The organism is Pedobacter caeni (assembly GCF_900129215.1).
Classification (GTDB): Bacteria; Bacteroidota; Bacteroidia; order Sphingobacteriales; family Sphingobacteriaceae; genus Pedobacter; species Pedobacter caeni.
The window spans coordinates 1543659-1568021 of the sequence record NZ_FQUQ01000001.1 but is presented as its reverse complement, the minus strand read 5'-3'; the positions used below and the strand labels follow the sequence as shown (position 1 = coordinate 1568021).

The following is a 24363-nucleotide window of genomic DNA, read 5'->3' as shown; positions in this document are numbered from 1 at the left end:
TTATCGTTTCTATCTTATATTTTTTGATCAAGCGCCCCCTGGAGAATCCCGGCAAATTTCTTGTCGTAAGGAGGATAAAGGAAGGTTTTATGGTCTCCGGGAACGGAATGTATTTCCACCCCTTTTTGTGCAAATTTATCCCAGCCTAAATAAACCTGATCATCAAGGTAATAAAGGCGTTTTTCAACTCTGAACAGGGTCACCTTCACATCAAAGGGCATCAAGGTATAATCATCCAGTATTTTGTCGTATACTTTGTAGATTTCCAGTTCATAAGGGGTAAATACGTAATTTTCCAGTCCCTGATCTGAATCGTAACCTCCTTTTAATTTTCGCTTGATTACACCCGATTGGTAAGTTATGGTTTCAGCAGGGTGCTTAATAAAGGATTTTATGATAAATGGAATTTTACAGAACTGTCTTCGTATTTTTTTTCCTATTCCTTCTTTTGAGGCATCTGCGGACAGGGTTGAAGTGGCATTGGTATCCATTACTCCCAGCATTTTGATTTCTTTCCCCATTTCCTTCAACTGCCTTGCAATTTCAAAAGCGATAAAGCCACCCAGGGAGTATCCTGCAATTGAGTAAGGACCTTCCGGATCGGCTTTTATAATTTCACTGACATGTATTTTTGCAATTTCCTTTAAGCTTGTCGGAATTTCCATTGCCTTATTCAGTCCCAGTGCCTGTATGCCATAAACAGGTTGGTCGTCATTCAGGTATTGACTTATTGATTTAAACAAGAGAATGTTAAGTCCCCCGCCATGAATAAGGAACAGCGGCGTTTTTGTACCTGTGGTACGGATTGGGACAAGTGAAGCCCAGCTCTCTTCCGGCTGATTTACAACGAGTTGTTTTGCTAATTTCTCAATGGTTGAGTTTTCAAAAAGAGTTGATAAAGGAAGACGTTTTCCGGTTTCTTTCTCGATCGCCACCATTACCTTTACTGCCAGAAGGGAGTGTCCTCCAAGCTCAAAGAAGTCGTCATCCGTTTTGAGATCTTCAAGTCCCAGAGCATTTGACCATATGCTGGAGATCAGCTGCTCATTTTTTGTTCCTGGCAAAGCATTCTTAACATTTGCTGAAGCCTTTTTAGGATTTGGTTTTGGGAATGCATTTCTGTCTATTTTCGCATTTGGAGTTAAAGGAAACTCCTTTAATGCGACGAATTCTTCCGGAACCATATAAGCCGGGAGTGTTTTCCAGAGATTTTCCTTCCACTTTTGAACGGTTTTCGCAGGAATGGCCACTTCTTTTTTTGAAAAAGGGATTCTTGAGAAATGACGGATGTCCTGATGAGGATCAGCTTCAAAGGGAGGAGGTGGCAATGCCAGCCCTAAGCTTTCCGGCAGGAATATGACTTCAAATAGTCCATCTGTCCCGTCGGTTGTCCACCTGATGTGCGGATGATAGTTAAAACGTTGGGCCAGCTCATGGAAAAGATCCGGATGAACACCTGTTGTTACCTCTTCTACTTCTGCCTTAACGCTTTTTAAAGAAAGGTCGGGAGCGGCGTTTTTCATTAGCTGAAGCAGGTGGTGGTCTTTTGCCGTTCTGGCATTTATGATGTTTTTTAAGGCAAAGGTCTTTCCTGGTTTTTCGGTCATCATGGTTTCTAATGCCGGTATTGAACCGAGGTCTTTCCAGTCTAAATCAAGTTCAGGTCTGACGTTTTGCGGTGCTGTACCCGTATAAAGCCATACATCATAATGGTATTTTGTGGTTTCATTTAAAGCCTTTCCTTTGCGGAGCTGTATATTTACACCTGTAATTTCCGGGATTAGTTCTGGTAACTTATAAAAGAATCCAGGATCAGCTACCAGTTCATCCTCAATTCTCACCCGGTTACTTACTGTCTCCTTAAAAGAGGCCAGTGTGGCAGAATCCGGAGAGTGGGAGAGGTGGTCCATGGCATGGCACATTTCCAGTGAGTTTTTCCCCTGCATATCTCCAATGAAGATACATCCCCCGGTTTTTACGGATTTTACCGATTCCTGAATGACCCGGATCAGGTACTCCGCATTCGGAAAATATTGCGCAACGCTATGAATCAGTATCAGGTCAAATGAATGCTGGACAATGGATTCAAAATCATCAGCAGCAGCTACTTTTGCTTTTACGTGTGCCCAGTGCTCCGGCCTGGCTTTTAGCTTTTCATTTAAGCTGTGAATCGCCGTTTGTGCATAATCTGTAGCAATATAATAATCTGTTTCCGGAGCGAGTTCGAACAACAGTTGTCCGGCACCACTTCCGATCTCATATATTGTTTTTGCACCAATTTCTTTTATTCTTTCTACGGAAGCATTGAGCCATTCTGCAGCTTGCAGCGCCAGATCATCCCGGTTGTCGTAATGCTCAAGTAAGGTGTCGTCCAGTTTTTGATCTGCTAAAGCGATATTCTGTTTAGAAGCTGTACCCATATCATAGAGGGTATCCCATCTGTCTTTCCAGGCCAGCTGCTCTTCTTCCTTATGGTCTTCCTGATCCAGAAGGACATAGGCGATGAGCCTTCTGTCTGCAGCAGTTTCACCTCTCGCCAGAACGACCGCTTGTTTAACCCCTTCCTGTGTGGAGATGATATTTTCGATCTCTCCCAGTTCTATCCGGTGACCGCGAATCTTCACCTGTTGATCGATACGTCCCAGACATTGGTATTCTCCATTCTCTAATAATTTCCCGATATCTCCTGTTTTATAGAATTTTGCACCCGGGACTTTCGAAAACTGGTCATCGGCAAATTTTTCGGCACTGAGCTCCGTTCTGTTCAGGTAACCCTGGGCAACGCCGTCACCGCCAATATATATTTCTCCTGTGGCATGAGGAGGCACAGGCCGGCCATTCTCGTCCATCAGGTAAATTTGTGTATTATGGATCGCAGTACCAATACTCAATACTTTGTCTTTTTCTGTCAGCTGTTTCAGTGTAGACCAGATGGTGGTTTCAGTTGGGCCATACATGTTCCACAGTTCTGAAACTCTTGTCAGCAGCAGGCTGGATAATTCTTTAGGTAAAGCTTCACCACCAGAAAGTGCTTTAAGCGCAAAACGCCTTTCCCAGCCCGAATCAATCATCATTCTCCAGGTTGATGGAGTAGCCTGCATCATGGTGATTCCCTTTTCTTCGATCATGCTGAGCAGCAATCTGCCATCCCTTGCCGATTCTGAATCGGCAAGAACTACTTCTGCACCAGAGATCAGGGGAAGGAAAAGCTCCAGACCGGCAATGTCAAATGAAATGGTAGTAATTGCGAGTAAACGGTCATTTTCTGTAATTCCCGGTCTCAGTTGCATGCTTTTGAGGAAGTTCAATAAGTTTCCATGACTGATTTTCACGCCTTTTGGTTTGCCGGTAGATCCTGAGGTGTAGAGGATATAACACAGGTCGGTATCAGTAATGATTTTTTCCGGAGCTTCTTGTGAATACTGATCGAGCTGTGGCCATAATTCTTCCATAAGAATTTCTTTCGCCGGTGTCAGGTATTTACCTTTCTGGCGTTTTGATGCCAGGAGCAATTTCGCAGATGCGTCTTTTAGCATAAATGATATCCGCTCTCTTGGAAATTCAGGATCCAGAGGGAGATATACCGCTCCGGATTTCATAATACCAAGCAAGGCGACCACCATTTCTATAGACCGGTCTACGGACAAACCGATCAGATCACCCGTTTGTATGCCCTGTTCTATTAAAAAAGCAGCAAGCTGATTAGATTTTTTGTTCAGATCATCATAAGTGAGCCGGGTATTTTTAAAACTAATGGCTGTCTTATTTGCATATTGACCGGCAGCGTGATATAACAATTCCAGGGTCTGTTTTTCCGGCCAGGTCATTGCAGGAAGTGAGCTGGGCTCAGTTACCGGCTGATGGTGCTGCAATAAATCATTTAAAGCAGTTTCAGGATCATTGGCAAGGATGGTTAACAAGCGCTCGAATGAGTTTGTCATTTCCTTGATACTGGAATCCTTAAACAGCTGCGTGTTGTAAGTCCATTCCAGTGTAAAATGCTCCTTTGATCCGGTTGCATTCAGGAAGATTTCAAAAGTTTCATAAGCTCTTGGATTGGAAATGAGCTGGTGACTAATGCCTTCAAATGAAACGGCACTGTCCATCCCCATATCTATATTGAAAACTACCGGTACCAATGGAACTCTGGACTGATCTCTTTTTACGTTTAGTTTTTTTAAGAGCTGTCCAAAGCTCAGTTGCTGATGCTCATATGCATCAAAAAAGGCGGTTTTCCGGTATTTTAAATATTGAATAAAAGAAATAGAAGGATCAATATGGCTCTTTAAAGGTAAGAGGTTGACACAATGTCCTACCAGTTCAAAGTTCTCTGTTGCCGATTGCCCTGCTGTAGGAAGGCCCACTACGATTTCAGGTTGTCCGGTTAACTGATACAGGTAAATTTCAAAAGCACTGAGCAGGGTATTGACCAGACTGCTGCCTGCTTTAGCTCCGCTTTCTTTCAATTGATTGATCAATGCGATCGGAAGTGGATGATCTGTCCGGCTGGCCTTATAAGTACGGGTTGCAGGTCTGGTGTAATCAATGGGCAGATCGAGCTCCGGAACATTGTCTTTGTAGAGATTCAGCCAGAATTGTTCAATTTTACCAAATTCCTCAGTTTGCAGAAAGTCTGATTGCTCCTGTGCGTAGGTACTGATCTGAGGACCATTGTCTAATGCCAGTGGCAGACCTTTTATAGCTGCATTGTATAGTTTACTCAGGTCCTCGAGGATAATTCCAAAAGACCAGCCATCTCCAATCAGGTGGTGAATGACCAGGCTGAAATAGTGGTGTTGTTCCGTCAGTTTATGAACAAAGACTCTTAATAAAGGGCCATTTTGCAAATCAAAAGGACGGATCATTTCTGCCTTTATAAATTCATCCAGCAGGTCTTTTTGAGTAATGCTGTCCTGTTTACTCAGGTCTTCGAGAGAGAGTTCCGGCTGGAAGTCTTTATAAATGATCAGGTTTTCTCCATTTGCACTAATGGAGGACCTTAAAGCCTCATGTCGTCTGACCACCTTTTCAAAAGCCGCCTTAAAATGATCAAAATCAAAAGGCCCTTTTAAATCTAAAGAGATCGATTCATTGTAAGCCAGACTGGCCTCATCACCACCGATGATGCAGGAAAGCCAGATTTCCCGTTGGGATTCATTGATGACTACAGTTTTTTCAATTTGTTTAAGGTCCTCAAAAGGATTAAAATTAATCTCTGTAAAGCTGAGCATTGAATTTGGTTCAGTCATGACTAGGCGTTAATTTCAACTTTAAGGAATTTGCCTTCCTGTTCAGGATCGCTGATGAACCATGCAGGATTACCTTCCTGATCTTTACCCAGTCGGGCCCCTTTTACCGGAGGGTTATCTGCATTGATGACAATGGCATCCGGATTAAATCCGGTGTTCAGGGTTTTTGGTGATGGAAAAAAACCTGCAGTAATCATCTCATCCATACTTTCTGTAAAGCAGCTGATGATCCTGGCGATATCGGCATCCGAAGTTGCTTCAGTAATAAAACAAGGGAAACCATCCAGGATGTGGATTCCTTTCTCCCTCATTAAAGCAAACATCAGTTCACTATAGGGCAGCTCTTCATTGAACTTCACTTTCCATAACGAGCCATAGTTGGCCACGAAGAAAGGAAGGTTTCTCTTTTCTATCTCTTTATTAAGATTGCCGGCAATGTAATTGCCTTTATCGTTTAAACTCTGCTGTAATCCCGGACCTTTTTCTTTCATGTAGTCCAGTGAAGCTTTTGCCGATGCCAGGGCGAGTGGGTGGCGGACAAATGTTCCGGCAAAGTAAGTGACCCCAACTTCCGGGAAGGAGGCATCACCATATTGCCATGTTCCGCCGTCAAGGGCATCCATGAAAATTTTCTTTCCTGCAATCACACCGATTGGAATTCCTGCACCTACCACCTTTCCATAGGAAGCGAGGTCTGCGCGGACGTTAAATAAAGCCTGCGCACCACCAGGATGCATTCTGAACCCGGTGATTACTTCATCAAAGATCAGGGCTGATCCTGATGCTTCAGTGATGGCCCTGACTTCTTTCAAGAAATCTACCGGCACAAACTCAGGTCTTCTGCTTTGGATCGGTTCAATCAATACTGCGGCAATTTCATCGGCCCTTTCTTTGATGATGGCCAGTGCTTCATCCGTTCCATAGTCCAATACCAGGATGTTCTGAACCGCTTCCGGCATAATTCCGGCCGCTGCAGGGAAGGATTTTAACTTTTTCGTGCCGCGTACCAGCACTTCATCAATGATTCCATGATACGAACCTGTAAAGGCCACAATTAAAGAACGTCCGGTAACGGTCCTGGCGATACGGATACAGCCCAGAACAGCCTCCGACCCTGTACTGCACAATGCAGAACGGTCGAATCCTGTAAACTCACAAACCAGTTTGCTTACTTCAGCTGCCAGCTCATGCTGAGGTCCTACTTCATAGCCATTCTCTATTTGCTGATGCATGGCTTTTTTGATCACCTCAGGCTGATAACCCAGCATATTTGAACCAAAGCCATTCAGTACATCAATATATTCGTTTCCATCAAGATCCCACATTTTACTGCCACTTGATTTATTGATGACGATTGGATAGATGAGGTCTTTGGTCTGAGGCTTAAATCCGGATACGACCCGCGGATCGGCCATATAAGTCCTGCTCTCTGCAGCATATGCTTTGCTCTTTGCGGTTCTTTGATTGTAACGAATGGTCAGCTCTCCAAGGAATTCCTGTTGTTTAGGGTTCAGGTCTGAAGAATGACGTTCTATTTTTGGCGTTGCACCAAATGGTTTTTGTATCTCTGCTTTTTCCTGCAAGCTGAGTTCTTTATCTAATGCCGGTGCCGGGGTAGCTGCTTGCTTTTGAGCTAAGGGAGCTGTGGCAACCGGGCTAAGTACAGGGCTGCTGCCTTGCATCAGCATGACTTGTTTGGATAAAATTTCCAGTTGCTGGGCAATCAGTCCCAATGCACTGTCGTTTGCAGGGGCCGTGTTTATAGGGAAGGAGTTGGCCGCCTGGATTGGGACGGAAATGCTCGCCTGCTGAACAACCGTTTCCTGTGGATCAGGAGGAGTGTTTTCATCAAGGTAAGTGACCAATGCGGCAATGGTAGCATACTCCTCATTTAATTTTCTAAAAGTGATGGGCAGATTAAATTCTCTTTTTAAGGAAATGGCAACCTGGGTAAGTAATAGTGAATCCAGGCCTATTTCAAGGAAGTTTCTGTCGGATTCAACGCCTGCCATTTCGATTCCGGAGGCATCTTCTAATACTTGTTTGATTTTTGAGGTTAAGTTGTTTTTTCGCATGATCAGAGGGTTAAAGTCTCGGTTATTCAATGGAGGATTTATTTCGTTTAGCAGGGTAGAAGTGTTGTTTATTGCAACAGCAGGAACCCAATATTTGTTTCTGTCAAACTGATAAGTTGGTAAGCTCAGGAAATTGCGGTTTCCAGGGCCGTTGTATTGCTCCCAGTCTGGTGTTAAGCCTGCGTTCCATAACTGTCCAAGGGCAGTGAGAATTGCGGTATGGTCATCTTCCTTGTTGTAGAGACTGGCAATGGCTTTTACCGGAACTGATCTTAATGCCGCAATCTGTTTTACGAGCGTTGTGGTTACTGTTCCGGGGCCAACTTCAAGGAAAAGGGGCTGATCGTAGTTGAGAATGGTCTCTATTGCGTCAGCAAACTTTACCGTGTTTCTAAGGTGTCTGGCCCAATAATCCGGATTTACGGCTTCTTCGGGAGTCAGGGTTTTTCCGGTTACTGTAGATATAATGGGGATTCCGGGAGGATGAAGCGTCACCTCAGCTACGACTATTTTAAAATCTGCTACGATGGGATCCATCATTGCCGAGTGGAAGGCGTGGCTGGTGTACAACAGTTTGTTCGCAATCTCTTTGGTATCCAACAGGGCAGAGAAGGCTTCGATCTCCTGATCAGGCCCGGCAACGACACATAGTTTTGGACTATTGATCGCTGCAATGGAAAGCCCTTTGGTGAGCAGGCCATCTAAATTGCCGGCTTCTGTCCTTACGGACAACATGGATCCCGAAGGAAGTTCGCTGACCATCGCTCCTCTGGTTGCAATTAACCTGAGTCCATCTTCCAAAGAAAATACACCAGATAAATGAGCCGCCACATATTCTCCGATACTGTGCCCGCAGAATAAGGTTGGGACAATTCCCCAATGCATCCATAATTTTGCCAGTGCATATTCTGTTACAAATAAGGCAGGTTGTGTATATCTCGTATCCTTTAACCGTGCATCTGCGTTCTCATCCAATACTTCCGGAAAAATGATGCTCCGGATATCCAGTTGAATAATAGGTTCCAGTATGCTGGCACAAAGGTCTATTGATTTTTTATAAACAGGTTCGTTTTGATACAAGCCATGGGCCATATTTAAATACTGGGCACCCTGGCCCGGAAAGGTAAATATAATTTCCTGTGGCACTTCCTTCAGGTGGTTTACCTCCGCAGGAACTGGCTTGTCATTCGAAAGATGGGAGAGGAGTGCTGCTTCGGAACGGACTACAGCAAACCTCCTGAACTGGAAATCTTCTCTTGACCGGCGAAGCGAGCTGCCCAGATCAGAAAGATTTACAGTTTCATTTTCTTTAACATAGTGAGACAGGGCCAGGGCATAATCTTCCCTGCTTTTCTCTGTCTGTGCAGACCAGGTGATCAGTTCCGGGGAACGGGACGGAGCAGAGGGGAGCGGTGTTTGCTCATATTCTTCCAGAATCACATGGACATTTGTTCCTCCGACCCCAAAGGAGCTCACACCTGCAATTCTTTTTTCTTCGGTGTTCCAGTCGCTTAATTTATCATTGACATAAAAAGGACTGTTGGCAAAGTCGATATTCCGGTTCGGACGTTTATAGCCAAGAGAAGCAGGGATTTTTTTATGATGGAGGGCAAGACAGGTTTTAATCAGCCCGGTTACCCCGGCTGCCTGTGTCAAATGCCCAAAATTGCTTTTTACTGAGCCAATCGCACAAAATTGCGTTTTGGCCTGTTCTCCGAATGCTTCTTTAAGTCCTTCAAATTCTATAGGATCTCCAATAGGAGTACCCGTTCCATGAGTTTCTACATAACTTATTGCGGAAGCTTCAATCCCTGCATCCTGAATGGCCTGTACAATGGCATCGCATTGCCCTTCGGTACTTGGGGCCGTAAAACTCCCTTTTCCTGAACCATCATTATTGATCCCGATGCCTTTGATCACTCCATAGATCTGGTCGCCGTCGGCAATGGCATCATTTAGTCTTTTCAGCAGTACCACACCTGCTCCATCGCTGAATACGGTACCTGTAGCATCATCATCAAAAGGGCGGCAGTGTCCGTCGGCACTTAACATACTCCCTTCCTGGTACAAATGTCCGCTATTGATTGGGGCGGTAATACTTGCCCCACCAGCTAATGCGGCATCACACTGGCCGGAACGTAGGCTGCCTACGGCTTGCGCAATGGCGAGTAAAGAAGTCGAGCATGCAGAGTTTACACTCACTGCGGGCCCTTTCAGGTTTAAATGGTAAGCCGTACGTGAGGCTACATAATCTTTTTCATTAACAGTGAGTACCTGAAGTTTCCCCTGGTTCTCTATGAGTTGAGGATGTCCCAAAACGTTGTATTCGTAATACGTATTATTGCCTGTTCCGGCAAAAACACCAATCTTTGAGCCTGACTTTGAGGATAGGTAGCCACTTTGTTCCAGCGCTTCCCGGGCAATTTCAAGAAATACCCTTTGTTGTGGATCCATCAGTTCCGCTAATTTGGGGTTAATCCCGAAAAATGAGGGATCAAACTGATCTGCATTTTTTATAATTCCTCTTGCCCTGACATAAGAAGGGTCGTTTTTTAAAGCAGGGGCAATGGTTTCATCCAATTCTTCCTCCTTGAAGAACGTGGTGGTCTCTTTCCCTTCCAGCAACAATTTCCAGAGTGAAGAGATGTTTTCAGCTCCGGGGAACCTGCCTGCCATGCTGATGATGGCAATGGCATCTGAACCTGCTGTTCTATCTTGTTTTTTCACTGTTTCCCGGGCTTTTTGATTGCTTTTATCCAGGAATCCAGCCATAGCTGCTACCGTTGGAAACTGATAGAGCTTGGTGATCGGAAGGGATAGGTTGAACTGGTATTTAATAAGGGACACCATTTTTTGCGCCAGTAAGGAATTGCCTCCGAGCTCAAAGAAATTATCATCAATACCTATTTTATCATAAAGCAACAGGTCTGCAATTAAATGGCAAAGCTCCTGCTCAAGAGGAGTTCCCGCTTTCCGGTACAGTACGTTTAAATCAGGCCGTTTTGCATCTGGTTTTGGTAAAGCAGATTTATCTACTTTTCCACTCACCGTTTTAGGGAGACTTTCCAAATGAACGAAGTTCGAAGGAATCATGTAATCGGGTAAAGAATCCCTGATGGCATCGCGCAGGAGCAGGGCATTGAACTGCGCTTTATTGCCTACCACATAGGCCACAAGGTTTTTTCTGCCCGGCTGATCTTCTCTCAGGATCACTACCGCCTGCTCTATATATTTCTGTTGAAGAAGGATAACTTCGATTTCGCCAGGTTCTACCCGGTTTCCGCGGATTTTGACCTGACTGTCTATCCTTCCTCCAAATTCTATTTCTCCATTGTCCAGGTATCTGCCCTGATCCCCTGTTCTGTAAATTCTGATTGGCCCCTGATCAGGGTGATTCCAGGTCATAAATTTCTCTGCGGTCAGCTCCGGCTGATTTAAATAACCATTTGCCAGGCAAACACCGGAGATACAAAGTTCAGCAGATGCACCCTGTTCTGCCAGTTCCATCTGATCATTCAGCAGGTATATCCTGGTTCCGGCCATTTCAGAGCCAATGGTAGGGATGGCATCCCATTGTTGCGGATCTCCGGAGAGCCGAAGTGTGGTGACACAAACCGTCGCTTCTGTTGGTCCATAAATATTCAGGAGTACACTGTCGGGGATCGCAGCGAAAAATTGCCTGATGGCAGGTGTTATTTTGAGTAGTTCTCCGCCGGTAGTTACCTCTTTCAGATCAACAGGGAACTGTTTTTCTGCTACTGCAGCTTCTGTGAGGTATTGCAGGGTTACATAAGGGAAAAAAGCCTTACTGATGCTGTGGTCGGTTAAGAACTGCAGTAAACGGCCCCCATCCAGGCGGTAATCATCTGTAATAAGGTAAACTGTTCCACCGGTAGTTAAGGGAACAAAGATCTCCTGAAAGGAGGCATCAAAGCTCAGGTGACAAAATTGTAAGGATCTGACACCTGCTCCGCTAAGTGCGTGTTCTTTTTGCCAGTTTAGAAAATTAACCAGGCTGCGATGTCCCAGGCATACTCCTTTAGGTTTACCTGTTGAGCCGGATGTATAAAGGACACATCCGTTCTTGCCTTGTACAAAGGAAGTGATTTTATCGTATGGAGTCCGCTCATCTGAGCTTAGCGGCTGAAGCCCGAGCTGAGCAAAGAAGGTTGTCTCCTGAGTTAATGAAATACAGGTTTTAACTCCTGAATCGTCTCTGATCTGTTGAAGACGCTGCAGGGGATAGGCAGGGTCAAGTGGGAGGTAAGCTTTTCCCGATTTGAGAATCGCCAGTAAGGCGATCACCATTTCTAATGAACGGGTGGTACTGATCCCGATAATTTCTTCCCCTTCTGCTTTGTTTAAGATCTGGTTTGCCAGATGGCTGGCAGCTAAGTTCAGTTCATGATAGGTTAACGATTGCTCTTCAAAAACGACCGCCTGAAGTTCAGGGTATTGCAATGCAGCAATTTCAAATAGCTGCTGGACAGTGGCTTCTTCGGTTTGGCTTAATGTGAACTGTGTTATAGACATAAGGGGGAGAATTGAACATTTGGCATATCAACTTAAGGCTATCAGAAAATGATGATCTTCGAACTGTTATTTTAATAATGAAAAATGCTTGTTATTTATAGGTTTCTACAGATAAGTATAGAAACTTTAGCTAAGCTATTTCAAATAGCACTCCTTATTTGAGTAGTTTCATTATAATCTAATTATACATTTTTCTAAATTACTAAAATAAGGTGGGCTTTGAATGGAAAAAAACTGTCTAATAATGAAATCTTAAAGATGGTATGTGTGTTAACTGTCTTTTTATTAGCTGTTTACGCTGCCGTGTCGCTGCTTCTCTAAGTTTTCTTCTAAAACCAGCGGTTGTAAAAGCGACAGAATTACGGTGTTTTTTTTCTGTAAAATAGTTTTTACGCCCTAAGGTACTCAGGGGATTAATGGAGGTAAAATTGGACAGGTTGTCCGGTATTGAGGTGATATTTACACAGTATGGGGAGGGCATAAAAAAAGCCGCTTAAAAAGCAGCTTCTCTTGTTGATCTATTTTTTTTCAGGTGGAGTGGATACGATCTCTCCAAATTCATTCACATAAGCCATCATGCTTTCCAGATCTCCGCCTGTAGAATTCTGCTGACGTTCTTGCTTGCGCTGTTCTTTATCTTCTTTTTTCTTCTGCCTGTTTTTTTCTAGTTGCTTCTTCATGAAGGTAGCCTGAGATTTAGCCATAAATTCAATGTATTAGTTAAAAAATAACTCTCTCCTCTGGTTTTACCTATTCTATAGCCCGCTTTCGTTGATTCCATTATAGATCAATCTGGCTAGAATGTAATTTAATTCTCGGGAGGCAACGGATCAGCAACCTGGAGAAATTGAAACCTAATCAAATGGATTGATTAGTAAGTAAGTAGTAAGAGAATAGTTGTAATGATATCCCGTTTCATGCAAATATAAGCAATTTTAAGTTCATAATCAATTCTGATGTAGTTTTAAATCATGTGAAAGGGATTGATTCTTTGTTTAAATGGTTTGAGCATCCTTAATGTGAATGAATCTAAATTGCAAAGAGCTGTTTTGCTTGCAGATTCAATCTCTATTTTTGTCAAAAAAAAATAAACATGTCAAAAACCAAACTAACAATAAATAACAACGGTTCTGTGAAGATTGAAGGCGATTTCGAAATTGTCGATGCGCAAGGGAATGAATATGGTTTACAGGGGAGGACCGCATTGTCTATCTGTCGTTGCGGCTTGTCGGCAAATAAACCTTTTTGCGATGGTGCGCACCGTGGGCATTTTGAACATGATGCCATCGCATTTGAGCTTCCTCCGAAAAAGGCATAAAAATTATCTGTTTTATCATAAGAAAGCCCTGATGCCGTTTGGTATCAGGGCTTTCTTATGCCTTTTGATGTTACTTGCGCAACGTAAGGGTATAGCTGGTGAACATTTTTGCCTTCATCACTGCTGTTGTTGGTGTTTTCATTTGAAGAATGACGTTGTATTTCATGTTGCCGGCATTGACGAAAGCCTTTAATGAATCCGGAGATATGATTGGTGTAAGGCTTAGTTTTGAATTTTTGGTCTCACTGGGATTGAGTACTTTGGCCAGGCTGTCTACTTTAGTGCCACTGGTGACATTTACCTTCATGCTGCCAATGTTTGCAAAGTTGTTTGCCGGGTCAATACCAACGGTTTCCTTCAATCCAGGCGGAGTGTTTCCATCCGGAGTTAGGAAGGTGCTTTCAGACAGGGTCAATGTGATACCGGATAACTTAATGCTGACAATGTCTTTTAGTTCGAAACCTCCTATACTATTAATTCTTTCTGCCAGGTTTATTTGGGTTGCGAGGTTAGTTATGCTCTCGTTGGGGCTCACTACATTTGTGATCACAGGGATGTCAAAAAGAATGGTGTCTGGTCTGATGATGGTGTCTCGCTGCAGGCTTTCACTGACTTTGTTGCACGCGGAAAAAGCGAGTAGGAGTGAGGCTGCTATGAAGAGTAAGTTCGTTCTCATGATTGTTCTAATAATGCTGACCATTAAAAATGACCGGTGTAAAAGTACATATTAACTTTTTAAAGGAAAATGGTTAGTTTTGATTATGCAGCTCTCCCTGCTGTTTTTTCTCCTTAAAACCCAAAACCTTTATGATATTTGGCGAAAAATAAGCCCCATATAATGTTTTGTGTGATTTGTTAAATATCTTGTTTTCAGTGTGGTTATTTTAATTCAGTTAATCTATAACTGTAGATTCTGGCTTTCAGGAGATTCTTTTTTGTTGTTTATGACAGAATAAAATTCTGTTTTCTTTGTAAAGCATCTGTATTACAGTTGGTTGTGTGTACTTCTGTCAACTAATATTGCTGTCTGTTGTAGGCTGCCGAAAAATCGGTTCTCATGCTCTTGAACCGCTCCACTACGGTGGCAATAAATGCTTCGTCCAGCATCTGAAAAATCTCATTTGCCCCTCCTCCACTCAGGTCTAATTCGGATAATTTATAACTCTGTTCAAGGGTTCCCTGCTCAAACTTTACAATGTACTTTTGGTTCATGTTGAACAAAGTGATCTTGCATTCCGGGTGTGGTAATTCTGCTATTACTCTCATGTTTTTTTTCTTAATAAAAAGCCGTCGTTTCAAATGATGAAAGACGGCTTTTCCAATTGATCTTAATTATAGTTTAACGCCCATTTCCCTGATCAGGAAATCAGCTTTGTCGATTTTTGAAGCTACCCATAACACGTAACGGATGTCTACGCCAATTGATCTGCTATAGCTTTCATTCCATGCATAATCATTGATCGTGGCTCCATAAGCACGGTCGAAGTTGACACCAATCAGCTCACCTTTGGCATTCATGATCGGAGAGCCGGAGTTTCCGCCTGTAGTATCCATATTGTAAAGGAAAGATACCGGAACATCATTCAGGTCCTTTTTTGCATAGGGGCCAAAGTCTTTGGCTTCCCATAAGGCCTTGATTTGTGCAGGATAGTCAAATTCAGGGTTTCCGGTGGTTCCTTTTTCAAGAATGCCTTTAATCGTGGTATAAGGCCTCATGTAAGAGGCATCTGCAGGCCAGTAGCCTCTAACGTAGCCGTAAGTAAGGCGTAAAGTGCTGTTGGCATCAGGGATGAAATCCTTTTTCTTGAATTTCTCTTTTACATTGACGTAATCACCCATTAGCTTGTTCAGCAAGCCTTCTCTGCGGTCTTTTTCCGGTTTTAGCTCTGCAATTTGTCTGGCGATGTCTTTTTCAAATAAGAGCAGGCCGTCATTGTAGTCTGCAATGGCCTTTGGTGATTTTAAAAGCGTATTCATGACATAGGACTCGTCTTTAAGTTTACTTAAATCCAGGGTGTTTTCAATAAACTGGTCGATTACAGCATTGCTGGTTGCTCCTTTACTGCTCACCTTGTTTACTGCATTTACCTTTTGGTTGGGGTTAAACGCTGCGGCATCGGTTAACATTCTTTTGAAAATTTTCCGGTCTGCCTCTAATTCATAAGCGCCGTAAGTGTTGCTTAATGATTGTTTCAGGGCGCTGATATTCTGGTCGAAGAAGCCTTGCTTCTGAGCTGCAGGTTGTGCATCAAGTGCTGCTTTGAAATTATTGATGTTTTTTGATACAGACAATAAGCTGGTGGAGTTGTAGATCTGAGAAAACCATAAGTCTCTCTGCGCATCCCCATTGATGAGTTTATATAGATTATCGATATCAGTCATCAGGCTGCCGTATTTTGCTTTTACATCGACGTTATTGTTGATGAACTGTGCAAGCGAGGCGTCTTCCTGTTTCTTTTGTGAAATGAGATCAATGCCTTTTAATCCCTGAAGTTTACCTCTGTAGTTCTTCAATACATTGGCGTTTCTTTTGATCCTGGTGGCTAGTTTGATTTCTGTAGTTTTGCTTTTCTTTCCTACATTTTCCATTGTGGTATTCTGGAAGTCGTACAATTCAGATACATATGGCAGCACATATTGTTGCTGGTACTGGATGAATTCAGCAGGGCGGTGGCGGAAAGTCTTTCCCGGATAACCTAAAATGAAGACAAAATCTTCTTCGTTCGTTCCATTCGGGTTTACTTTTAAGAATTTCTTAGGTGTGTATGGAACATTGTCTTTTGAGTATTTTGCAGGAGAACCGTCTTTTGCCACGTAAGCGCGCATGAAGGAGAAATCTCCGGTATGGCGTGGCCATACCCAGTTGTCAGTTTCGCCTCCGTATTCGCCGACCTGACGGTTGGGAACATATACCAGTCTGACATCCTGAATGGTCTTATAGCGAAACAATACATAGGTCTTTCCTATGAACATTTCCGATACTTCTGCTTTGATGCTCGAATCTTTTTTCTCTGCTTCCTCTGCAATGTTTTGCATGGCATCGTTGATGAGTTTTAGTCTGGAAGCCGGATCTTCGATCTGAGCCACAGCACCCAGGACTCTATCTGATACATCTTCATAACTGTCAGTGATGCGGCAGGTTAACCCTTTTGCCTCAATTTCCTGTTCATGTGATTTAGCCACAAAACCATTGGTCAGGTAATCGTGTTCTGGTGTGCTGGCCAGTTGTACAGCGCTGAATGCACAGTGGTGATTGGTGATGATCAGACCTTCGTTTGAGACAAAAGATCCTGTGCATCCGCCTACGTTAACAAGGGCATCCACAAGGCTGGTGCCTTTAGGATTATAGATTTCATTCTGGTCTATCTTTAAGCCTGCTTTCTTCAGGTCTAGTTTATGAATTTCACTTAAAGGGAACATTCCCTCATCCCAGGGTTTATGCCCCGACTGGATGATTCCAAGTGCTAATAGTGAAGTAAATAATAAGGTTTTCTTATTCATTTCGATGGTGTGTTTATTTATGAAACCCCAAACTTAGATAAAATTTCGGCAAGATTTAGGATTGGTCTTTTGTATCTTTGGCTTACAATTGCTAACGAAATACGACATGGCGGAAGACTTAAAGATTATCACAGATACCAGTAAAGAGGAGCAGTATCGTTCCCTGATTCCTCAGATTAAAGCTTTAATTACCGGAGAGCCGGATCAGATTGCAAACCTGGCAAATATCGCTGCGGCATTGAAAGAGCAGTTTGGCTGGTTTTGGGTGGGTTTTTATCTGGTGAAGGATGGAGAGCTGGTTTTAGGTCCGTTTCAGGGACCCGTTGCCTGTACCAGAATTAAAAAAGGAAAAGGGGTTTGTGGAGCTTCATGGTTGCAGGCAGAAACTTTAATCGTGCCTGATGTGGAGGAATTTCCAGGACATATTGCCTGTGCTGCAGCATCCCGTTCCGAAATTGTGCTGCCCTTATTTAAAGGAGCTGAAGTGATCGGCGTGTTGGATGTGGATAGTGAATATCTTGCTCATTTCGATGAAGTTGATGCTAAGTATCTGAAGGAAGTAATTGATTTGTTAGATGCCTAAACTGCCTTTCTCTTTTTATCAGAATGAGGATGTAAATGAGCTGGCAGTACGCTTGCTGGGTAAGCGTTTGTTTACGCGGATAGATGGAAAGCTAACTGCTGGAATGATCGTCGAAACCGAAGCTTATAAAGGAGTAGAGGATAAAGCATCCCATGCTTATGGTGGCCGTTATACCGACAGAACTAAGGTGATGTATGAAACTGGCGGTCTGTCTTACGTGTATCTCTGTTATGGAATCCATCATCTGTTTAATGTCGTGACGGCGGGTAAAGGTACACCGCACGCGGTGCTGATCCGGGGTCTTGAGCCTCTGGAAGGTCTGGATCTGATGCTGGAAAGAAGAGGGATGTCTGTCTTAAAACCCAATATTACTGCCGGGCCCGGTGCGCTTGCCAAAGCCATGGGGATTGACCGCCTGCTGAATGCGAAAGACCTTGGCGGAGAAGAGATCTGGATTGAAGAGGAGATGCCGGGCCAGGTGTTTTCTGAAGTCATGGCAGGCCCGCGGATAGGGGTAGATTATGCCGGTGACCATGCTTTGTTGCCCTGGAGATATTACTTCAGGGGGAACCCCTATGTCAGTAAACCCCGAACTTAATGCCATTTTGTTTCTTTCGTTTTTTGGGGCTTGGATTTTTGTGTTGTAAAATCTATCTTTAGTTTATCTATCATACTGAAAAACAAAGCTAACCAAATATGCAAATACATTTTCCCGAATCCCGCCGGATTTATGAGATCAATGCTAAATTGATTTAACCGATACTTTAATTGTTGAAATTTTGTGGCTTCTTTACCGAAGCCTCAGGTTGAACTATGTCTGGAAATTTAACTTCAATCCTTCTATATTAATCTACTTATGTGCTAAGGCTGAGGTCAAAGCAGCCTTGAAATTAAACTCATCCCAAATGAAAAAACTATTTTTTATGTTATTAGCAGTAACTGTTGTCCTGAGCAGTTGCGAACGTTTTGCCGGTACGCCGGAGCCTTCTGCCATTGCAGCAGATGTGCCTGCTTCCTTTAAGGTTTTTGATGCCATTCTGTTTTACGACGGATATGCTGCTCCCGTTTCTGAACCGGTTCCGGCCGGGGTAACCAGGATCAGTAACTCAAAATACATCAAAAAGCTATCCACCGAACAGTTAAACAGTGCTGGAAATTCGATGGACCTCAAAGTAACCATCAGAGCCGCTTGCGACAATTATGATCGCATTGGTTATGTGGGTATTGCCCTGGTCAAAAAAGATTCTGTGTATAGCGAGACCGGAGGACGGCACCTGGAGATCGGACGTTTCATTACGCCATTTATGGATAAGAACAAGCAACCGGATCAGGTTCCCTATCTGTTTAGTATCGATAATGTCTCTTCGATATTCAAAGATGCGGCGATCCGGGCTACCTATGATATTTATGTGGAGTTTATGGTATTTGGCGTTCCTTACGCAGCGAATACACAGATTGCAGGTTGTGCAGGCCGTAACGATACTTTTTATGGTACCATTGAGTTTACCGGTAAATCAGCCGGAACAGCGGTAACGGATTCTGTTTATCTTGCTCCTCTGTATTTCCATAAATATTTCAATAATTACGACAATACTGATGTGGCTGGTAAAACTGTAAAAACAACCACTTTTAATGTGCCTAAGGCTTTAAAAACAGCAAAGCTGTATCTGATTACTTCTAACCATGGAGCAAACTCAGGAGGAGAGGAATACGTGCGAAGGGATCATTTTGTTTATTTTGATGGGGTACAGAAGCTGAGCTACAAACCGGGAGGCAAGTCTTGTGAACCTTACCGGACTTACAATACCCAGGGGAATGGCATTTATGGATCCGCACCCAAGTCGGCCAGTAACTGGTCTTCCTGGAGCAACTGGTGTCCGGGTGATGTGATTCCGATACGGGTGATTGACCTTGGGGCGCTGGCTGCCGGAAACCATACTTTTAAGATTGAAGTTCCGGATGCCGTTTTCAAAGATAAACAAGGATATATTCCACTGTCGGTGTACCTGCAGGGAACCAAATAATCAATTGGATTGAAGTTAAATTGAGGGGCAGACAATTTTATTGTCTGCCCTTTTTGTGTCTTGCTTACCGGATTGTGGATAACAAAAAGGGCATCAGGTTTATTTATCTGCCTTTTTTATTGATATTTGAAACAATGAAATTTGAGAACACTTTAGCTTTTGCGCAAAGCCTGGATCAGGCAGATCCGCTTTCAGACAGGAGAAACGATTTCTTGTTTCCTCAACAAAATGGAAAACCATTTATATATCTATGTGGCAACTCTTTAGGCTTGCAGCCTAAAGCAGCACGTGAAGTACTGGAACAGCAGTTGAGCAACTGGGAAAACCTGGCTGTGGAAGGTTGGTTCGAAGGAAGCAGCCCCTGGATGTTCTACCATAAAGAACTCAAAAAACTGATGGCACCCATCGTTGGCGCATCTCCATTGGAGGTTTGTCCGATGAATACCCTGACGGTAAATCTCCATCTTTTGATGGTCAGCTTTTATAAACCTGCAGGCCGCCGGTTCAAAATCATTATGGAAGCCGGAGCCTTTCCTTCAGATCAGTATGCCATAGAAAGCCAGGTTCGTTTTCATGGATTTGATCCGAAAGAAGCCATCATTGAAGTGAGCCCGAAAGCAGGGGAATATACCTTAAGAACAGAAGATATTCTTGCAGAGATCGCAGCAAATGGGGAAGAAATTGCCCTGGTATTGTTTGGTGGAGTGAATTATTTTACCGGACAATGGTTTGATATGGAAGCGATCACTAAGGCAGGTCATGCTGCAGGTGCGATCGTTGGTTTCGATCTGGCCCATGCAGCAGGAAATGTACCTTTGCAACTGCACGATTGGAACATTGATTTTGCCTGCTGGTGTTCCTATAAATACCAGAACTCGGGTCCTGGAGGCATCAGTGGGATCTTTGTTCATGACAAACATTTCGGAGACACCACACTCAACCGCTTTGCCGGATGGTGGGGCTATCAGGAACAACAACGGTTTAAAATGGAAAAAGGATTTATTCCTGAAGCCGGAGCAGATGGCTGGCAGATCAGTTGTACACAGGTCATGCCTATGGCACTATACCATGCCTCCTTACTGAATTTTGAAAAAGCAGGATTTATTGAGCCGCTGAGAACTAAAAGTAAAACTTTAACTTCTTACCTGATTTACCTTATAAATGAAGTGAATACGGCATTAGGTGAAGAGCAGTTCAAGGTCATTACACCTGCAGATGAAAAAGACCGTGGTGCTCAGGTATCCATCATTGCAAAGCAGGATGGTAAAGCGGTTTTTCAGCAATTGGTGGCACACAATGTGCTTGGCGACTGGAGGGAACCGAATGTGATCCGCTTAAGTCCTGTTCCAATGTACAATTCTTTTGAGGATGTATTCCTTTGCGCAGAACTGATGCTTAAAATAAGTAAAGAATTACGACGATGATCAATTATAATCCCAAAGACTGGGTCACCTTTATTTTTCATTTCGACAAGGCCGATACCTTCAGGAAACTATGGCCGCTGATGATCAGTGTGGCTATATTTTCAGGTGCGATCGCTTACCTGGAACTCAATTACCTGAAGCTTGCAGAGAGTTCTTATGTGAAGAACATTGGAATGATGCATAGCCTGCTGGGCTTTGTGATTTCCATGTTGCTGGTATTCCGTACCAACACCTCTTACGACAGGTGGTGGGAAGGCCGCAGGTTGCTCGGTGCATTGACCAATGTGAGCCGGAACTTTGCCATCAAGATCAAAGCCTTAAGAATGAGCCAGGAGGACAATGAGTTTTTTGACTATGCCATTCCGAAATATGCCTTCGCTTTAAAGGAACATTTAAGAGAGAAACAGTACTTTGGCAAAAATAGTTTGCTGATTGAAGTGGATGGGGGAAAGCACATTCCAAATCAGGTGGCCACGAGCATTTCCACGAGAATTTTTGACCTTCAGGCCTCAGGAAAGATCAGTCAGGAGCAATTGATTATACTTAATGCAGATGTTCAGCAATTCACTGATATCTGTGGTGGATGTGAGCGTATTAAGCGGACGCCGATTCCTTATTCTTACAGTGCTTTTATTAAGAAATTTCTTTTCATTTATGTGATTACCCTTCCTTTTGGATGGGTGTTCAGTCTGGGTTATTTTGTAGTTCCGATTGTGCCTTTTATCCTGTATGTACTGGCGAGTTTAGAGCTGATTGCAGAAGAGATTGAGGATCCCTTTGGCCTGGATGCAAATGATTTGCCGGTGGATGAGATCTGTAACAACATCGAAAAACACGTAGGGGAGATCTTGAAATAAATGGTAAAGATTGCCTGGCATCACTTATTTGCACATCCTTTGCCTGAAGGGCATCGTTTTCCGATGCTCAAGTATGAATTGATTCCTGAGCAGCTGATGCATGAAGGTGTCATCACAGGAGCCAGCTTATTTGCTCCTGAGGAAGTTGCTGAAGAGGTGATCCTGTGGAGTCATGATAAAGGATACTGGGCGCAACTGAGAGATTTAACGCTTCCGCCAAGGGAACAAAGACGTATTGGCTTCCCCTTAACGGCACAATTGCTGGAAAGGGAAACGAGGATTGCCCAGGGAACGATTGATGGGGCGGTCTATGCGAAAGCCAATGGGATTGCCTTTAATGTGGCCGGAGGGACGCATCATGCAGGGAGTAACTGGGGCGAAGGATTTTGTTTGCTGAATGATCAGGCGATTGCCGCAAATTACTTGTTGAAAAAGGGCTTGGCTTCCCGGATCTTAATCATAGATTTAGATGTTCATCAGGGAAATGGAACGGCAGAAATTTTTTATAATGAACCCAGGGTGTTTACGTTTTCTATGCATGGGGATAAGAATTTTCCCTTCAGAAAGGAAACATCCGATCTGGATATTCCTTTGGAAGATGGGGTCACAGATGAGCAGTTTTTAAAAAAACTGGAAGAAACACTTCCAACATTGCTGTCACATCAACCCGATTTTGTGTTTTACCTGTCGGGGGTAGATGTATTGGAAAGTGACAAGCTTGGAAAACTGGCTTTGTCAAAAGAAGGTTGTGCAGCGCGCGACAGGAAAGTATTGCAGTTTTGCAAAGACAATGGATTACCGGTACAGGTAAGTATGGGTGGGGGCTATTCTCCAAACATCAGAGACATTGTGGATGCGCATTGTAATACATTTAAAATTGGTTTAGATATTTTTGAATAATTATGAAGATTGTAATTGCAGAAAAGCCCTCTGTAGGGCGTGAGTTGGCGAAAGTCTTCGGTGCTACAACAAGAAAAGATGGATATATTGAAGGAAACGGGTATTCTTTTACCTGGGCTTTCGGGCATTTGCTTCAATTGGCTCCACCACAGGAATACGGTTTTATAGGCTGGAGGAGGCAACATTTGCCGATGCTGCCCAAGAAATTCAAACTGGCCATCCGTAAAATCAAAACCAAAGACGGTTTGATAGAAGATCCGGGGGTAAGAAAACAACTGGATACCATTAAAATGCTCTTTGATGAAGCTACGGAGATCATTGTAGCGACGGATGCCGGGAGGGAAGGTGAACTGATTTTCCGTTATATCTATTATTTCCTGAAATGTAAAAAACCTTTCAAGCGGCTTTGGATCTCTTCCCAGACTGATGAAGCGATTAAAGAAGGGTTCCGCAACCTTAAACCGGGCACAGATTACGATACTTTATTTAACTCGGCACATTGCAGGTCTGAATCCGACTGGCTGGTAGGAATGAATGCGACACAGGCCCTGAGCATATCTGCGGGCAATCGCTCTGTATTGTCTTTGGGTAGGGTACAAACTCCTACACTGGCCATGATCTGCTCCCGCTTTCTGGAAATTAAGAATTTTGTTCCCCAAACGTATTACCAGCTGGCGATACAACTGGATAAGGACGGACAACTTTTTAAGGCCATTTCTGTCAATAACTTTAACAATAAAGAAGAAGCACAGGGTTTATTTGATCAGATTCAGGATGTGGCCGGTGGTTTTCCTAACGGAGGAAAGATCCTCAGTGTGGAAGCCAAGCCAAGAAAAGAACCGCCTCCGCTACTACACGATTTAAGTAGTTTACAGCAGGAAGCAAATAAACGCAAGGGTTTTACCGCGGATCAGACACTTAGCTTGTTACAGGGCTTGTATGAGAGTAAGCTGGTAACTTATCCCCGTACCGGGAGCCGGTACATAGGGGATGATGTTTTTGCAGGAGTACCCAACCTGATTGATAAATTAAAGGATCATAAAGATTTTGGTAAACAGGCAGAGTTCCTGAGTACTGCAAAGCTGAGCAAACGAAGCGTAAATGCCAAAAAGGTAACGGATCACCATGCCATTCTGCCTACAGGCGAATCGGCTTATCAGCTGAGTGGGGATAAACAGGCGATTTACGATATGGTAGTGGGGCGGATGCTGGAAGCCTTCCATCAGGAATGTGTGAAAGAGATCACCAAAATATCAGTAGAATCAGGCTCTTTATTCATAGCCAACGGAACGGTCATCCGCTCTGCAGGCTGGCGTTCGGTTTTCAACGAAAATGACGAAGAGAAAAAAGATGAGGAAAACCCTTCTTTACCTAAGGTAAAAGCAGGAGAGGAATTGCCTGTGGTCAATAAAGCCTTCATGGAAAAACAGACCAAGCCAAAACCGATGTACAATGAAGCCTCCCTGCTGAAAGCACTGGAAACCTCAGGAAAGGATATTGAGGATGAGGAATTGCGCTATGCGATGAAGGATAGTGGATTGGGAACTCCGGCAACAAGGGCTTCTATTATCGAGACGCTGATCAACAGAGAGTACATCCTCCGCGAAAAGAGAAATCTTGTGCCAACTCCGAAAGGACTTGCCGTATACGATGTGGTAAAAGACCAGAAAATTGCACAGGCAGAACTTACCGGACAATGGGAGAAACGACTGGAAGAAATCCGTTCCGGAGCTTCAGTGGCAGATTTTAAAGCAGAGATTACGGAATATACCAAGGCGATTACGCATGAGATGTTGCTGGCAGGAAATGGCCTGGCTGCGAAGTTAAGTCCGCCGAAAGAAGAACCGAAAGAAGAAAAACCTGCAGAGACACCTGCAGCATCATAAAATTTAATATAAG

General features: G+C 43.6%; 14 protein-coding genes. 8 read left to right on the top strand and 6 right to left on the bottom strand.

Features of this window, described 5'->3' with window-relative positions:
• Positions 1–14 precede the first annotated feature (14 nt).
• The 3 genes from BUC20_RS06745 to BUC20_RS06735 all read right to left on the bottom strand — a co-directional run bounded on the left by BUC20_RS06745 (position 15) and on the right by BUC20_RS06735 (position 12537).
• The gene (locus BUC20_RS06745; protein ID WP_073228972.1) at positions 15–5249 is read right to left on the bottom strand and encodes a non-ribosomal peptide synthetase; all 5235 of its coding nucleotides are present in this window, start codon (positions 5247–5249) and stop codon (positions 15–17) included.
• Positions 5250–5251: 2 nt separating this feature from the next.
• Complete coding sequence (locus tag BUC20_RS06740; protein WP_073228969.1) at positions 5252–11857, bottom strand: type I polyketide synthase; 6606 nt, start codon at positions 11855–11857, stop codon at positions 5252–5254.
• A 518-nt stretch (positions 11858–12375) separates the two neighbouring features.
• The gene (locus BUC20_RS06735) at positions 12376–12537 is read right to left on the bottom strand and encodes a hypothetical protein (protein ID WP_233602992.1); all 162 of its coding nucleotides are present in this window, start codon (positions 12535–12537) and stop codon (positions 12376–12378) included.
• Between the two features lie 413 nt (positions 12538–12950).
• Here BUC20_RS06735 and BUC20_RS06730 point away from each other — a divergent pair, with 413 nt between their 5' ends.
• Positions 12951–13175, top strand: coding sequence for a CDGSH iron-sulfur domain-containing protein (locus BUC20_RS06730; RefSeq protein ID WP_073228968.1), 225 nt, complete (start codon positions 12951–12953; stop codon positions 13173–13175).
• 70 nt (positions 13176–13245) lie between these two features.
• Here BUC20_RS06730 and BUC20_RS06725 read toward each other — a convergent pair whose 3' ends face one another.
• The 3 genes from BUC20_RS06725 to BUC20_RS06715 form a co-directional block, all read right to left on the bottom strand.
• Entirely contained in the window at positions 13246–13851 is a 606-nt protein-coding gene (locus BUC20_RS06725) for a hypothetical protein (RefSeq protein WP_143166723.1), read from the bottom strand.
• A 338-nt stretch (positions 13852–14189) separates the two neighbouring features.
• The gene (locus BUC20_RS06720; RefSeq protein ID WP_073228955.1) at positions 14190–14441 is read right to left on the bottom strand and encodes a hypothetical protein; all 252 of its coding nucleotides are present in this window, start codon (positions 14439–14441) and stop codon (positions 14190–14192) included.
• A 66-nt stretch (positions 14442–14507) separates the two neighbouring features.
• Positions 14508–16676: a S46 family peptidase gene (locus BUC20_RS06715; protein WP_073228953.1), complete on the bottom strand. Its 2169-nt coding sequence runs from the start codon at positions 16674–16676 to the stop codon at positions 14508–14510.
• Between the two features lie 106 nt (positions 16677–16782).
• Here BUC20_RS06715 and BUC20_RS06710 point away from each other — a divergent pair, with 106 nt between their 5' ends.
• The 7 genes from BUC20_RS06710 to BUC20_RS06680 all read left to right on the top strand — a co-directional run bounded on the left by BUC20_RS06710 (position 16783) and on the right by BUC20_RS06680 (position 24350).
• A complete protein-coding gene (locus BUC20_RS06710; protein ID WP_073228950.1) occupies positions 16783–17259 on the top strand; it encodes a GAF domain-containing protein in 477 nt (158 codons plus the stop codon).
• Positions 17252–17857, top strand: coding sequence for a DNA-3-methyladenine glycosylase (locus tag BUC20_RS06705; RefSeq protein WP_073228949.1), 606 nt, complete (start codon positions 17252–17254; stop codon positions 17855–17857). The genes BUC20_RS06710 and BUC20_RS06705 overlap by 8 nt, the downstream gene beginning before the upstream one ends.
• Positions 17858–18164: 307 nt before the next feature.
• A complete protein-coding gene (locus tag BUC20_RS06700) occupies positions 18165–19283 on the top strand; it encodes a peptide-N-glycosidase F-related protein (RefSeq protein WP_200800893.1) in 1119 nt (372 codons plus the stop codon).
• A gap of 134 nt (positions 19284–19417) precedes the next feature.
• Positions 19418–20707: a kynureninase gene (gene kynU / locus BUC20_RS06695; RefSeq protein WP_073229571.1), complete on the top strand. Its 1290-nt coding sequence runs from the start codon at positions 19418–19420 to the stop codon at positions 20705–20707.
• A complete protein-coding gene (locus BUC20_RS06690) occupies positions 20704–21564 on the top strand; it encodes a bestrophin family protein (RefSeq protein ID WP_073228946.1) in 861 nt (286 codons plus the stop codon). The genes kynU and BUC20_RS06690 overlap by 4 nt, the downstream gene beginning before the upstream one ends.
• Positions 21565–22464: a histone deacetylase family protein gene (locus BUC20_RS06685; protein WP_073228943.1), complete on the top strand. Its 900-nt coding sequence runs from the start codon at positions 21565–21567 to the stop codon at positions 22462–22464.
• Positions 22465–22466: 2 nt separating this feature from the next.
• On the top strand, positions 22467–24350 hold the full coding sequence (locus BUC20_RS06680; RefSeq protein ID WP_073228941.1) for a DNA topoisomerase 3: 1884 nt from the start codon (positions 22467–22469) through the stop codon (positions 24348–24350).
• The last annotated feature ends 13 nt before the right edge of the window (positions 24351–24363 follow it).

Excerpts from the sequence above, each read along its gene's own strand:
- BUC20_RS06705 (WP_073228949.1), top strand. The coding sequence starts at position 17,252 with ATGCCTAAACTGCCTTTCTCTTTTTATCAGAATGAGGATGTAAATGAG.
- BUC20_RS06730 (WP_073228968.1), top strand. The coding sequence starts at position 12,951 with ATGTCAAAAACCAAACTAACAATAAATAACAACGGTTCTGTGAAGATT.
- BUC20_RS06740 (WP_073228969.1), bottom strand. The coding sequence starts at position 11,857 with ATGTCTATAACACAGTTCACATTAAGCCAAACCGAAGAAGCCACTGTC.
- BUC20_RS06715 (WP_073228953.1), bottom strand. The coding sequence starts at position 16,676 with ATGAATAAGAAAACCTTATTATTTACTTCACTATTAGCACTTGGAATC.
- kynU (WP_073229571.1), top strand. The coding sequence starts at position 19,418 with ATGAAATTTGAGAACACTTTAGCTTTTGCGCAAAGCCTGGATCAGGCA.
- BUC20_RS06735 (WP_233602992.1), bottom strand. The coding sequence starts at position 12,537 with ATGAAGAAGCAACTAGAAAAAAACAGGCAGAAGAAAAAAGAAGATAAA.
- BUC20_RS06685 (WP_073228943.1), top strand. The coding sequence starts at position 21,565 with ATGGTAAAGATTGCCTGGCATCACTTATTTGCACATCCTTTGCCTGAA.
- BUC20_RS06680 (WP_073228941.1), top strand. The coding sequence starts at position 22,467 with ATGAAGATTGTAATTGCAGAAAAGCCCTCTGTAGGGCGTGAGTTGGCG.
- BUC20_RS06720 (WP_073228955.1), bottom strand. The coding sequence starts at position 14,441 with ATGAGAGTAATAGCAGAATTACCACACCCGGAATGCAAGATCACTTTG.
- BUC20_RS06710 (WP_073228950.1), top strand. The coding sequence starts at position 16,783 with ATGGCGGAAGACTTAAAGATTATCACAGATACCAGTAAAGAGGAGCAG.
- BUC20_RS06745 (WP_073228972.1), bottom strand. The coding sequence starts at position 5,249 with ATGACTGAACCAAATTCAATGCTCAGCTTTACAGAGATTAATTTTAAT.
- BUC20_RS06690 (WP_073228946.1), top strand. The coding sequence starts at position 20,704 with ATGATCAATTATAATCCCAAAGACTGGGTCACCTTTATTTTTCATTTC.
- BUC20_RS06725 (WP_143166723.1), bottom strand. The coding sequence starts at position 13,851 with ATGAGAACGAACTTACTCTTCATAGCAGCCTCACTCCTACTCGCTTTT.
- BUC20_RS06700 (WP_200800893.1), top strand. The coding sequence starts at position 18,165 with ATGAAAAAACTATTTTTTATGTTATTAGCAGTAACTGTTGTCCTGAGC.